The sequence below is a fragment of the Pantoea sp. genome, assembly GCF_039594315.1.
Lineage (GTDB): Bacteria > Pseudomonadota > Gammaproteobacteria > Enterobacterales > Enterobacteriaceae > Pantoea.
In genome coordinates, this window is the sequence record NZ_JBCNNP010000004.1 from 42,006 (window position 1) to 55,762 (window position 13,757).

General features: G+C 55.4%; 11 protein-coding genes. 8 read left to right on the forward strand and 3 right to left on the reverse strand.

All coding sequences use genetic code 11. From position 1 onward, the window contains the following. Positions 1-37 precede the first annotated feature (37 nt). Complete coding sequence (locus tag ABDW13_RS04655; protein ID WP_343551253.1) at positions 38-1,390, forward strand: GntP family transporter; 1,353 nt, start codon at positions 38-40, stop codon at positions 1,388-1,390. A gap of 195 nt (positions 1,391-1,585) precedes the next feature. Here ABDW13_RS04655 and sbcB read toward each other — a convergent pair whose 3' ends face one another. Continuing rightward, positions 1,586-3,007, reverse strand: a complete 1,422-nt coding sequence (gene sbcB / locus ABDW13_RS04660; RefSeq protein WP_343551254.1) for an exodeoxyribonuclease I — start codon at positions 3,005-3,007, stop codon at positions 1,586-1,588. Between the two features lie 201 nt (positions 3,008-3,208). Here sbcB and dacD point away from each other — a divergent pair, with 201 nt between their 5' ends. From dacD to tmaR, 4 genes are all read left to right on the forward strand, one after another. Then, a complete protein-coding gene (gene dacD, locus ABDW13_RS04665; protein WP_343551255.1) occupies positions 3,209-4,375 on the forward strand; it encodes a serine-type D-Ala-D-Ala carboxypeptidase DacD in 1,167 nt (388 codons plus the stop codon). Positions 4,376-4,463: 88 nt separating this feature from the next. Further along, positions 4,464-4,922, forward strand: coding sequence for a GyrI-like domain-containing protein (locus ABDW13_RS04670; protein ID WP_343551256.1), 459 nt, complete (start codon positions 4,464-4,466; stop codon positions 4,920-4,922). 158 nt (positions 4,923-5,080) lie between these two features. Further along, positions 5,081-6,139 carry an FUSC family protein gene (locus tag ABDW13_RS04675; protein ID WP_343551257.1) on the forward strand — a complete coding sequence of 353 codons (1,059 nt, stop codon included), beginning with the start codon at positions 5,081-5,083 and terminating at the stop codon, positions 6,137-6,139. 161 nt (positions 6,140-6,300) lie between these two features. Further along, positions 6,301-6,621 (forward strand): PTS system regulator TmaR, encoded by a 321-nt coding sequence (tmaR, locus tag ABDW13_RS04680; RefSeq protein ID WP_343551398.1) that lies wholly within the window; start codon positions 6,301-6,303, stop codon positions 6,619-6,621. A 31-nt stretch (positions 6,622-6,652) separates the two neighbouring features. Here the strand turns inward: tmaR and ABDW13_RS04685 are convergent, their stop codons facing one another. Further along, a complete protein-coding gene (locus tag ABDW13_RS04685) occupies positions 6,653-7,723 on the reverse strand; it encodes a LacI family DNA-binding transcriptional regulator (protein ID WP_343551258.1) in 1,071 nt (356 codons plus the stop codon). A 99-nt stretch (positions 7,724-7,822) separates the two neighbouring features. Between ABDW13_RS04685 and ABDW13_RS04690 the strand changes: the two genes are divergently transcribed. Beyond that, positions 7,823-8,590 carry a YdcF family protein gene (locus ABDW13_RS04690; protein WP_343551259.1) on the forward strand — a complete coding sequence of 256 codons (768 nt, stop codon included), beginning with the start codon at positions 7,823-7,825 and terminating at the stop codon, positions 8,588-8,590. 65 nt (positions 8,591-8,655) lie between these two features. Here the strand turns inward: ABDW13_RS04690 and ABDW13_RS04695 are convergent, their stop codons facing one another. Next, positions 8,656-9,567 (reverse strand): ketopantoate reductase family protein, encoded by a 912-nt coding sequence (locus tag ABDW13_RS04695; protein ID WP_343551260.1) that lies wholly within the window; start codon positions 9,565-9,567, stop codon positions 8,656-8,658. 213 nt (positions 9,568-9,780) lie between these two features. Between ABDW13_RS04695 and fusA the strand changes: the two genes are divergently transcribed. Next, on the forward strand, positions 9,781-11,880 hold the full coding sequence (fusA, locus tag ABDW13_RS04700; protein ID WP_343551261.1) for an elongation factor G: 2,100 nt from the start codon (positions 9,781-9,783) through the stop codon (positions 11,878-11,880). 242 nt (positions 11,881-12,122) lie between these two features. Continuing rightward, entirely contained in the window at positions 12,123-13,736 is a 1,614-nt protein-coding gene (locus ABDW13_RS04705; protein ID WP_343551262.1) for an ABC transporter substrate-binding protein, read from the forward strand. Positions 13,737-13,757: the final 21 nt, after the last annotated feature.

The following is a 13,757-nucleotide window of genomic DNA, read 5'->3' on the forward strand; positions in this document are numbered from 1 at the left end:
GCTGTACCCGAAAATACTTATAAAATAGAGGTTTATGATGTCAACTGCGTTGTTGCTTGCTATAGCTACCGCCAGCATTGTGATCTTGCTGTTGCTGGTGATTAAAACCAAAGTTCACCCGTTTGTTGCTTTACTGATCGTCAGCTTGCTGGTGGCGATTGCGACCGGCATTCCGGCCGACAAAATCATGGAAACCATCTTTAGCGGGATGGGCAATTTGCTGGGCCATATCACGATTATCATCGTGCTGGGAGCGATGTTAGGTGCGGTGATTGAAGCCTCGGGCGGTGCCGAATCGCTGGCGCAGCGCTTCAGTAAATCGCTGGGCATCAAGCGCACGGTTGCAGCGCTGACCATGGCGGCGTTTATCCTGGGCATTCCAGTGTTCTTCGAAGTCGGCTTTATCATCGTGATCCCACTGATTTACGGCTTCACCAAAGTGGCGCGCGTTTCGCCGCTGAAATTCGGCCTGCCGATGGCCGGTGTGATGCTGACGGTGCACGTGGCGTTGCCGACGCATCCGGGTGCTGCTGCGGCGGCCGGTATTCTGCATACCGATATGGGTTGGCTGATGATGCTCGGCATCCTGATCTCCATCCCGGTGGGCGTGGTGGGCTATTTCGTGGCCAAAGCGATGAACCTGCGTCAGTACCATCTTTCGGTTGATGTGCTGGAGCAATTGCAGTTGGCGAAGCCAGAAGGCGCGGCAAAAAACGATGCGCCAGCGCCAGGCGCGATGACCATTACCGGTTTGATTATTGTACCGATTCTGCTGATTGTGCTGGGTACGCTGTCGCACAGCATGCTGCCGGAAGATAGCGTGCTGCGCTCGGTGATGACGGTAATTGGTACGCCGCCGATTGCGCTGCTGATTGCGTTGGGTTTGGCGGCGTGGCTGCTGGGCGTGCGCCGTGGCTGGAGCAAAGAGAAGCTAGAAGATCTTACCGGTCGTGCGATTCCGAGTTCTGCGAGCGTGATTCTGGTCGCTGGTGCCGGTGGCGCGTTTGGTAAAGTGCTGGTGGAATCCGGCGTGGGCAAAGCGCTGGCGCTGACGCTGGAAACCTTGCATCTGCCGCTGGTTCCAGCCGCGTTTATCCTGTCGCTGGCGTTGCGTGCCTCACAGGGTTCGGCCACGGTCGCGATTTTGACTACCAGTGGTTTACTGAGCCAGGCGGTGGGCGATGTGACAGATATGCAGCGCGTGCTGGTTACATTGGCGGCGTGTTTTGGCGGGTTGGGCTTGTCGCACGTTAATGATGCCGGTTTCTGGGTGGTGACGCGCTATCTGGGCTTGTCTGTTGCCGATGGTTTGAAGACCTGGACGGTGCTGACTACGGTGATGGGTTTGAGCGGTTTCGTCCTGACGTGGGCAGTGTGGGCGATGATTTAAGGCGTCGTCTGCCCCTCACCCTAACCCTCTCCCGCACGCGGGAGAGGGGACTGATCGAGTGCGGTGGCAGATGCGTTACCCCCTAACCACACATTCCCCCTAAACATCCCTCTCTCTGTGCTGATGCTTTCGCCCCCTAAACATCCCCTCTCCCTGTGGGAGAGCGCTAGGGTGAGGGCATCAGACCGCAGAGGACTACGACACCAACTCCTGCGCGTACAAATACAACGCCTTCAACTGCGCCATCTTCTCGGCATTCTCTTCGTGCAAACTCGCCAGCGACTCCAATTCCATCAGAAACGCCTGCACGCGATCGGCATTCAGTGCCTCGCGGCGATGCTGCAACCAACGCTGCTGCTCTTTATCATCCAGCGTGCCAGGGAAGTTGCGTGCACGATAGCGGAACAGCAATTTAGCAATGCGCTTATCCTCGAAGGTCAAATCCAGCGCCGGTAAATTCTGCGGCGGCGTCTGGCGCACAATGTTCATGCCCGCGCGGTCAGCATCGCTAAAGAAGCCGTCATACAACTGCGCATCCACATCATCTGATGGCGTAAACGGCTCGGCTTCGGCAAACAGCGTCACCACTTTCTCGCGCACTTCAGCATGCGCACGCAACAGCGCGAGGTTGGCGATACAGTGTTGGCGATCAATATTCAGCCGGTCAGCATCTTCCGGGCGCAAGGTATTTGCCGGTGCCAGCACCGGACACTTATTGATGTGCACCAGCTTGATCGGCACCGCAGTGCGCTCGCCCAACTCACTGTGACGAGTATACAAACGCGCGCGCAGTTCATCAGGTTCCAACTCCAGCAGCGGCGACATATCGCCAGCCAGATCGGCGACAATCAACGCATTACGGTTATCGGGATGCCACGCCAGCGGCACAATCCAGCTGGTGTTGCCGCGCGCCGCGCCAAACATGCCTGAGACATGCACCAGCGGTTTCATTTGCGGGATATCAATCAATGTCATCAGTTTCTGTTTGTTGCGATGGGTAAACAGAAACTCAAACAACTTCGGCTGCTTCTCTTTGACCAGCTTTGCCATCGCTAACGTGGCATACACGTCAGACATCGCATCGTGCGCCTGTTCATGCGCCACGCCGTTGGCTTTGGTGAGATGCTCCAGCTTGAAGCTCGGGAAACCATCGTCATTTTCCGGCCATACAATGCCTTCCGGGCGCAGCGCGTAACAGGCACGCATCACGTCCAGCAAATCCCAGCGGGAATTGCCGTTTTGCCAGCTCCAGCCATACGGATCGAAGAAATTGCGATAGAAGATATTGCGCGTCACTTCATCATCGAAACGCACATTGTTGTAACCAATCACACAGGTTTGCGGCTCGCTAAACAGGCCGTGGATGCGCTCAGCAAATGCCGCTTCCGTCACGCCGCGTGCTTTGGCGGTTTGCGGCGTAATGCCCGTGATCATCACCGCTTCTGGCTGCGGTAAATAGTCGTCAGCAGGTTGGCAATAAAACACCTGCGGTTCACCTACTGCATTGAATTCTTTATCGGTTCTTAGGCCAGCAAACTGCGCCGGACGGTCCAGCGATGGACTTTTACCGAAGGTCTCGTAATCGTGAAATAAGAAGGTGAACTCAGAGGCGGGCACGGCATCATCCTGGCTGTGGAGAAACAACGCACAGGATAGTCGTCCGTTGATAGCAGCACAACCTCGATCATCCTCGCTGCGAGCGGGCGCGCAGCATTTGTCCGCAGTTCATACTTTTTTTCAATTTATTCAGATCTGTAAGCGCTATTTGCCGTAAAACGTCCGGCGGTAAATTCATTTTTTGATTTCGAGGAAGAAGTGTTGAAAAGGCGTCTGCTGGTTACTGTATCTGGAATGATTGTTTGGGCATCGTTGGCACAGGCCGACGACAGCATGCCATTTCCCCTGACGCCTCCGCCGATTGATGCGGCTTCATGGGTGTTGATGGACGCCACCACCGGCCAGATTCTCACTGCCGGTAATCCGGATGAAGAGCGCAACCCGGCCAGCCTCACCAAGCTGATGACCGGTTATGTGGTGGATCGCGCTATCGATCAGAACAAAATCAGTCGCGACGACAAAGTCACCATCGGCAAAGATGCGTGGGGCGCGGGCAATCCGGTGTTTAAAGGCTCTTCGCTGATGTTCCTCAAGCCGGGCGATCAGGTGACGGTGCGCGATCTGATGCGCGGCGTGATCATCGATTCCGGTAACGATGCCTGCGTGGCGCTGGCCGATCACGTCGCTGGCAGCGAAAGCAGTTTCGTCACCATGATGAACAACTACGTGCAGAAACTCGGCCTGTCGCATACCCATTTTGAAACCGTGCACGGTCTTGATGCGCCGGGCCAGCACACCACGGCGCGCGACTTGGCGGTGTTGTCACGGGCGATTATCAGCGGCGAACCGGATTTCTACGCCATGTACAGCGAGAAAACCCTGAGCTGGAACGGCATCACCCAGAACAACCGTAACGGCTTGCTGTGGGATCAAAATCTGCACGTCGATGGCCTGAAAACCGGTCACACCGAGAGCGCGGGCTTCAACATCATCGCTTCGAACGTGGTGGGACGTCATCGCTTAATCGCCGTAGTGATGGGCGGCAAGAGCTCGAAAGGGCGCGAAGATCAGGCGCGTAAGCTGCTGGTGTGGGGCCAGAACAACTTCGACACCGTACAACTGTTCCACGCCGGCAAGAAAATCGGCACCGAAAACGTTTGGTACGGCAAGCCGCATCAGGTTGATGTCGGTACCACCCAGGATGTTTATCTGTCACTGCCGCGCAGCGAAGTCTCTAACGTGATGGCGAAATATGTGATTGATCGCAAAGACCTGGAAGCGCCGCTGAAAGCCGGTGAGCAGGTCGGCGAGATTCAGGTGATGGATAAAGATAAGCAGCTGGCAAGCTATCCGCTGTATGCGCTGCAAGCGGTTGATCAGGCTGGCATCATTACCCGTATTACCGATTACGTGAAACAGAAACTGTAATCCGCGACGGATTTCAGCGTCATCATCGTCGCCGTGGCGCGGCGGTGATGGCACAATTGCGCTTTCAACCGCTGAATTGAGGCAAGGTATGAAAGCATCGATTGTTGAACGTAATCCGCAAAGCTGGCTTGGCTACCATCTGCAAGGTCCGTGGCAGGAAACGGTGCCGCGCGGTTTTGAACGGCTGAAAAACTGGGTCAGCGAGCATCAGGCGCAGGGCGAATGGCTGGCGATTTATTACGGCAATCCCGAAGTGGTGCCGCCAGAAGAGCTGCGCGTCGAAACGGTGATCGCCACTGACATATTGCCAGAAGCCAGCGATGAAATTGAACGCGGATTGCTGGCGGGCGGCAAGTATTATCATGCGCGTATTGAGGTGCTGAATAATGATTTCTTCAGCGCGTGGCGCAGTTTGTTTGATCACCTGAAAGCACAAAGCGATTGGCAAGTCGACAATCGTCCGTGCTTCGAGCATTACCTTTCTGATGGTTCCGATAGCGGCGATTGGCTGGTGGATATGTATATCCCGGTGCGCGCCGCCGATTAAAATCGCATGGCGTTACATTGATGTTTCTATTGGGAAAATTCTTTGTAACGCACATGTTTAATTTCGCCAAATGGCGCGAAAAAGTTGCTTCAGGCACTGATGGTTCGCGCGTCGCCAGGGTAACATAGCGCGCAATTTTTTATCGTTCCCGGATAACCATGTTACGCGCTGACAAACCCATCTCGCAGATTGAGTTCTGGTTCTACCGCCACTATCGCGCTGTGCACGGCGTGCGCATCGCTATCGCTTTTGTATTGTGCTTCCTGTTTGTGCGCATGACCGACATCCCCGAAGGCACCTGGCCGCTGATTACCCTGGTGGTGGTGATGGGGCCGATTTCCACCTGGGGCAACGTCTTCCCGCGCGTGGTACAACGCATCAGCGGCACGTTTGCCGGGCTGATCTCTGGCTTGATTGCGCTCAAACTGGAGCTGTTTTCGCTGCCGGTGATGCTGGTGTGGTGTGCGATTGTGATGATTGTCTGCGGCTATTTGACGCTGGGTAAACAACCGTACATGGCGCTGCTGATCGGCATCACGCTCGGCGTGGTGGTGGGTGCACCGGCTGGCGATTTCACTATTGCGCTATGGCGCGGCGGCGATGTGATTCTCGGCTCGCTGATGGCGTTGCTGTTCAGCGCGATTTGGGCGCAGCGTGCTTACACTCATTGGCGCATTCAATTGTCGGATGCGTTTATTGCGATGGCGAAGCTGCATCACACCGGCTTCTCGCCGAATCTGCTGGAAAAACCGCGACTCAATAAGCCGTTCCAAAAGCTGCTGACCGGGGTGATCAAGATGCGCTCGCTGCTGGAACCGGCCAGCAAAGAGACGCGTATTCCGAAATCGGTGTTTGAAGCGATTCAGACCATCAACCGTAATATGGTTAACACTATGCAGATGCAAATTGATGCGTGGTGGTCATCGCGTGAAAGTCATCTGATCATGCTAAATGCGCCTACGCTGCGCCGCACGCAGCAAATGACCGAAGACACCTTGAATGCGCTAGCCACCTTGATGGTGAAAGGCGAAACCGAGCAGATCACCGCCAACAGCCATGTTTTAGAAGAGATTACGCAAGAGTTGGAGCAGTTGATCGCCAATCGCAGCGGGCGTTCGGAAACCACCGCGATTTACGGCTATGTGTGGCTGAGCCTGGAGCAAGCACGTCAATTGGAGCGCATGACCGATTTGGTGCGTCTGGCGTTGCGTAAATAGTTTTCTCAGGCAATGACTTAATGTGAATCACGCTTTCTTTGCGCTAAGATAAGCGCCAGTCCGAATTTAGCTGTGAAAATTGCTTCCCTGGCGGCCAACCCGCTAAGCTGAACGTTATGACTATTCCGCCTGCGAATGCAGGCCTCAAGAAAGGTGCCAACATGGATAATGCCAAGCAATCATTTCAGGACGTACTGGAGTTTGTGCGTATGTTCCGTCGTAAAAACAAACTGCAGCGCGAAATCGTGGATAACGAGAAGAAAGTCCGTGATAACCAGAAACGTGTGCTGCTGCTGGACAACCTGAGCGAATACATCAAACCAGGCATGAGCATTGAGGCGGTGCAGGAAATCATTGCGTCCATGCGTGTGGACTATGAAGACCGCGTTGATGAATACATCATCAAAAACGCTGACCTGTCGAAAGAGCGTCGCGAGCTGTCGAAGAAGTTGAAAGCGATGGGCGAACCAAAAGCCCAGTAATACTGAAGGTCGTCATTTATGACGACCTTTTTTATTTCTGCGCCTCAAGCAACTGGCGCGCCAATGCCTGCAACTGCTGTGCAATCTCCGCCACATTCACCTGATTTTTCTGCGGCGCTGCGGTGGTTTCGCGCAATACCAACTCCGTTTGCAACGCTTCTGCGCCACCCTCGTTACCTTCCAACTGCGCTAACAGACGATCAACGCTCACCGCGCCCAACTGCTGTAAATCCTGACGCACCGTGGTTAATGGCGGCTGATACCACGCGCTTTCTGCCGTGTCGTCGTAGCCGATAATCGACATCTCAGCCGGAATTTTTACGCCATGCTGATGCAGTGCGCGCATCGCGCCGAGCGCCATCTGATCGTTCGCCACTAACAAGGCTTGCGGTAACTGCTGCGGCAATTGCGTCAGCAACGCCTGATAACCGGATGCCGCGCTCCAGTCGCCATGCAGCACGCAGAAGGGGGCCAGATGATGTGCTGCCAGCGCCGCTTCCCAGGCATGATAACGCGCCCGCGCCGAAGCGGAGCGCGACGGTCCATTCAACACGCCGATATGACGATGGCCGAGCGCGACCAAATGATCCACTGCCTGCTGCGCGCCCGATTCGCTCTGATACTGACACTGCGCCACCGCTGCGCTGCGCTCGACATCGAGAAACAGCACCGGCTTGTTATCGCACTGCAACTGAATCTGCGCCGCTTGTGCGGCGTCGAGGGGCAGGTTGATCATCAACGCATCCACCCGCTGTGCCAGCAGTTCATTCACCGTATCCTGCGGCGCGCTGTGTGGATTCGCCATGGCGATCACCAGATGATAACCCTGCGCCGCCGCACGCTGTTGAATCGCCGAGGCGATTTGCGCCGGTGCCATCAACGCCAGATCGCTGGTGGCGAGACCCAATGTGCGGGTATTTTTGCCCGCCAACTGCTGCGCTACGCGGTTCGGTACATAGTTGAGTTGCTGCATCGCCGCTTCGACTTTGGCGCGGGTACGCGGCGAAACCTGTGCGGAGTGGTTGAGAACGCGGGACACGGTTTGGTAGGAAACCCCAGCTAATTGGGCAACATCGTCAAGGGTTACGGAATGCGCAGTCATGGATCTCTCCTGAATAAACAGCCTCGAGTGTAGCAAATTTTTCCCTGCCGACGCGCACTTAAGCCGCTACACTGCCAAGGATAAAACGAGGAGAACGGAATGCAGCTCAACAACGATCAGATTCAGGACATCAACACGCTGGCGGCCTGGTTGGCGCTGGATCACATGCCAAAAGACGGCTCGCTCGATATCGATCTCGCCATTCTGGCCGGTCATGCGGTACTGCCCAACGTCGAAGCGGTGATTGCCGTGGCGAAAAAGTATCAATTGCCCTTGTTGATCAGCGGCGGTATTGGTCACTCAACCGCGCTGCTGGCGGAGATGTTGGCCGCGCATCCGCTGTATCGTCAAATTAACAGTAAAGGCAAAAGTGAAGCGGAACTGTTGGGCGAAGTGGCGCAGGTGTTTGCCGCGTTGCCCGACGATCAGTTGCTGCTGGAAAAAGCCTCGCGTAACTGTGGTGAAAACGCCGCTTTCAGCCAAAAAATGCTGGATGAGCACAACTGGCAGCCGCAGCGCGTGCTGTTGGTGCAAGATCCGCTGATGCAGCGCCGTACCTGGGAAACTTTCCGCTATCAATGGCGCGATCGTGCCGACGCACCGGAATTTATCAGCTGGCCGGTATTTGTGCCGCAGGTGATGATGGACGCGGGCATGCTGCGCATCATCGGTGCGCCGCCGCAGGGATTGTGGTCGATGGAGCGTTTTCTGTCGCTGCTGATTGGCGAAATTCAACGTCTGCGTGACGATGAAAACGGTTATGGCCCGCGCGGCAAAGGTTTCCTCGGCCATGTTGAGGTGCCGGAAGCAGTGGAAGCGGGCTGGCAACGATTGGTGAAATTGCCGGGCGTGCAGTCGCGATTGTAAGAATTTGGTCGCCGATAATGGCGACCGTACGGATGTTGTAGGGTCGCCATTGATGGTGACCGCTATTATCGATTCTGCAAATACACCTGCAAATTGACATACACCGCGTTCAGCAGTGGGGTTACCACGCCGCTGCGCGCGCCGCGCACCAGCAAATCGCCAATCACCTGGTCGGCTTCAATCTCATAGCCTTGGGTTAAATCGCGGTACATCGACGAAGTCATCGCGGCTTTGGGATTGTTCAGCGTCTCATAAATCTTCGCCGTTACCGCCGGACGCTGCTGATAACCTTCGGCGCTCAATACCGCCAACACTTCGCCAAAAACGCTTTGCAGCAACGCTTCGCCGCCTTGTGAAGTCAGCACTTGCTGCGTATTGCCACGCGCGATACAACACACCGCGCCAAGCGTACTCAGCAACAGCCACTTCTCCCACAATTCGCTGATGATATTGTCCGCAAACACTGTATCAAACGCCGCGCCGCTCAAGGTTTGGTTGACGCGCTGCAAACGCGCATCATTGTTGCCGTCGAGCGCACCGTAATACAGCATATGCAGCGGCGTCATCTGCATCACTTCGCCGTTTTCACCCAGCGTGGCGTTGATTTTGCACAAGCCGCCAATCACTTTGTCGCCAAAGCGCGCACGCAGCGTATCGATATGTCGCATGCCGTTAAGGATCGGCATGATCAACGTATCCGCGCCTACAGCGGGTGCGATGTCATCCATCGCCTGATCCAGTCCAAAGCTTTTCACCGTCAAAATTATCAGGTCAAAGCTGCCACTGAGCGATCCGGCCTGCGCCAGCTGCGGCTGAATCACTTCGCTAGCATCAGGCGTTTTCAATACCAAACCGGTTTGCTGCAACTGCTTGAAGCGGCGCTCGCGCACCAAAAAAGTCACATCACGTCCTGCTTGCGCCAGACGCGCACCGAAATACCCGCCGGTTGCGCCGGCGCCGACTACCAGAATGCGCATGGTTGAGATTCCCGTTAACAGTGAAACCCTTACCTTAAAGCGGCGGGCGTTGGCTTGCCAGCCCGCAAATGCTGAATCGTCTGCAAGATTTCAACGATGATTAAAAAAGGCTCAAACTGTTCGTGTTTGTTCGTACAATAGGATTAGGCTATTGCGCAGCGGCGGGCAATGGTGCCCGCGCAATGACTCAGTCGAGCAGACTAAGGACGCATCATGCCCCGAACCCTCCCCATCGAACGTTATCGCAACATCGGCATCTCCGCGCACATCGATGCCGGTAAAACCACCACCACTGAGCGCATTCTGTTTTACACCGGAATGAGCCACAAGTTAGGTGAAGTGCACGATGGCGCGGCAACCACCGACTGGATGGCGCAGGAGCAAGAGCGTGGCATCACCATTACCTCGGCGGCAGTAAGCTGCTTCTGGCCGGGTATGGATGGCAGCTTTACGCCGCATCGTATCAACATTATTGATACGCCCGGCCACGTCGATTTCACCATCGAAGTTGAGCGCTCGATGCGCGTGCTGGATGGCGCGGTGATGGTGTATGACGCGGTGGGCGGCGTGCAGCCGCAATCCGAAACCGTTTGGCGCCAGGCCAACAAATATCATGTGCCGCGCATCGCTTTCGTCAACAAAATGGATCGCCAGGGCGCGGATTTCTTCCGCGTGGTGCAGATGATGAAAGATCGTTTGCACGCGAATCCGGTACCGATTGTGATTCCCATTGGCGCCGAAGAGCACTTCAGCGGCGTGGTCGATCTCAACAAAATGCGCGCCATTTATTGGGACGATGCCACGCAAGGCATGAGCTTCAGCTATGCGCCGATTCCTGATGAATTGCAGGCGCTGGCCGCCGAATGGCGTGAGAACATGGTCGCGGCGGCCGCCGAAGCCAGCGAAGCGCTGATGGATCGCTATCTGGAACAGGGCGATCTCAGTGAAGAAGAGGTGATTGCCGGACTACGTCAGCGCACCTTGCTCGGTGAAATCCAGCCGATGCTGTGCGGCAGCGCGTTCAAAAACAAAGGCGTGCAGCGCATGTTGGATGCGGTGATTGAGCTGATGCCGTCGCCACTGGATGTACCGGCGGTGAGCGGCGTTAACGAGCAAGGCGAGCACGACGAACGTCACGCCGATGATGCCGAACCGTTCTCGGCGCTGGCGTTCAAATTGATGAGCGATCCCTATGTCGGTCAGTTGACCTTTGTGCGTGTCTATTCTGGCGTGCTGCGCAAAGGCGACAGCGTGTGGAATGCGGTGAAAGGGCGCAAGGAGCGTATTGGCCGCATCGTGCAGATGCAGGCCAACGATCGTATCGAAATCGAAGAGATTCGCGCCGGTGATATTGCCGCCTGCGTCGGTTTGAAAGAGGTGACCACCGGTGAAACGCTGTGCGATCCCGATGCGGTGATCACGCTGGAGCGCATGGAGTTTCCCGATCCGGTGATTTCGCTGTCGATTGAGCCGAAGACCAAAGGCGATCAGGAGAAAATGGGGCTGGCGTTGCAGCGTTTGGCGGCCGAAGATCCGTCGTTCCGTCTGCATACCGATGAGGAATCCGGCCAGACGATTATTTCTGGTATGGGCGAGTTACATCTGGAGATTATTGTCGATCGCATGAAGCGCGAGTTTGGCGTCGAAGCCAACATCGGGCGGCCGCAGGTGACCTATCGCGAAACCATCCGCAAAACGGTGCGCGACGTTGAAGGTAAGTTTGTGCGTCAATCCGGCGGTAAAGGTCAGTACGGCCATGTGGTGCTGACGCTGGAACCGCAAGCGGCTGGCGCGGGATTTGCCTTTGAAGATGCCACCAAAGGCGGCGTGGTACCGCGCGAGTTTATTCCTTCGGTGGAGAAGGGGATTCGCGAGGCGCTGAACAGCGGCGTGCTAACCGGTTATCCGGTGGTGGATCTTAAAGCCACGTTGACCTTTGGTTCGTATCACGATGTCGATTCGTCAGAAATGGCGTTCCGCATGGCGGCGATTTTTGGCTTCAAAGCCGCAGCGAAGCAGGCCGATCCGGTGATCCTCGAACCGCTGATGCAGGTAGAAGTGGAAACGCCGGAGGAGTACGCCGGTAGCGTGATGGGCGATCTGTCATCGCGGCGCGGCAACCTGCAAGGCATGGAGGAGCGTTTTGGTGCGCGCATTATTCGCGCCGAAGTGCCGTTGTCGGAGATGTTTGGCTACGCCACCACACTGCGATCGATGTCGCAAGGTCGTGCAACTTACAGCATGGAGTTTGCGCACTATGCGGAAGCACCACGCAATGTGGCCGAAAGCATCATCGCCGCTCGCGCCGAATAAATAATCGAGTTGTGCTAACGTAGGGTCACCATAAACGGTGACCCTACGAAAACCGCACCTCATCTTTGTAAGGTCGCCATTTATGGTGACCTTTTTTTATTTCCCTTCATTGCCACATTCAACACATCGATTGCCACTATTGTCGTTTTACATTTATTTGTCCGGGTTTTAATAATTCAGCGGGAATTAATTCAGGCTCTCTGCGAGCTATTTAAAATATACCTGCATTCACCAAGGATAATATGAAATTTAATAAAATGACGTTGGCGCTGAGTTTAACGCTACTGGGCAGCGCATCGGCTGTTATCGCGGCCGATCAACCCATCAGCGGCGGCAGTTTAACCGTCGGCGTAGAAACCGAACCTACCACCTTTAATCCGCAGTTGAACGGGCAGGACAAAGCCGAAATCACGCTGCGCAACTTTTGGGAATCGCTGTTAGCACGCCGTCCCGATGGCAGCTTTGTGCCGTGGCTGGCGGAAAGTTATCAGGTCAGCGACAACGGTAAAGTGATCCGCTTTAACCTGCGAGGTGACGTCACCTTTTCCAACGGTGAAAAATTGGATGCCAACGCAGTAGCCGCCAACTTTCGTCAAACCCAGGTGGCGCAATATTGCGCTGGCACCAGTTTGTGCCTGATGGGTTCGCACATCGACAACATCGCTACTCCGGACGATCACACCGTGGTGATCACCTTGAAAGACGTTTATGCACCGTTCCTGTCATTTGCCGCCGGTTTGCAGATTTTAGCACCGGCCAGTTGGACATCACCGCAGCTTAAATCGGGTGGCAAAGCGCTCGCCGGTACCGGGCCCTTTATTCTCGAAAACTACGAGAAAGGCCAGCAGGTCACCTACGTGAGAAACCCCCATTATCACTGGGCGCCCGCCACCGCGCAGCACCAAGGTCCGGCCTATCTTGATCGTGTCACCTACCGCTTCCTGCCAGAATCATCGGTGCGAACAGGCGCGCTGTTATCCGGCCAGGTGGATGTGATTGAAGGGATTTCAGGCAACGATGCTGGGGAATTCAAAGACAATCCCGACTTCACTTACCAACATGCGCTCAATACGGGGACGCCATATTCGCTGTTCCTGAACGTGGAATATGGTCCCACGCAAGAGGTAAAGGTGCGGCAAGCGTTGCTACAAGGATTGGACATCGATCCCTTACTGAAATCGGTTTATCGCGGTGAACGTACGCGTGCGTGGGGCATCACTTCACCGATTGATCCGCTATACGACAAAGCGCTGGAGGGCAAATACGGCAACAATCTCACGGCCGCTAACAAACTGCTGGATGAGGCCGGTTGGCAAACGCGCGACGGCGAAGGGTTTCGCACCAAAGACGGTCAACGTCTACGCATCGAGTTGATTCAGGCCCAGGCCACGGTGCGCGATCAGCGCGATGTGTTATTGCAGGCGATTCAGGCGCAGGCGCGTCAGCGCTTGGGTGTTGATCTTAAACTGAATTACGTCGATTCCGGCACCTATGGCGATGTGCGCAAAAGCGGCAAATTTGGCACCATCGCCAACTCCAACACACCAACCGATGGCGTGGATATCGAAAACCATTATCGTCCCATCGCTCAGGGCGGCGCGATCAACTACAGTCGCGTGAATAGCCCAGAAATCAACGCATTGCTGGATAAAGCCGCCGCCACGTTGGATCTCAATCAGCGTCGTGATTTTTACAGCCAACTGCAACAACTGGCGTTACCACAATTGGCGCTGGCTGTGCCGCTGTATGAACCGGAAGATCAGTTAGCCACCGCCAGTTATGTGCACGGTTACGGTTTCCGTAGTTATAAGCAGATGCCAGAAAGTGTTTATGATGTGTGGTTAAGCAAGCATTAAATAACCGCACATATTCGTAGC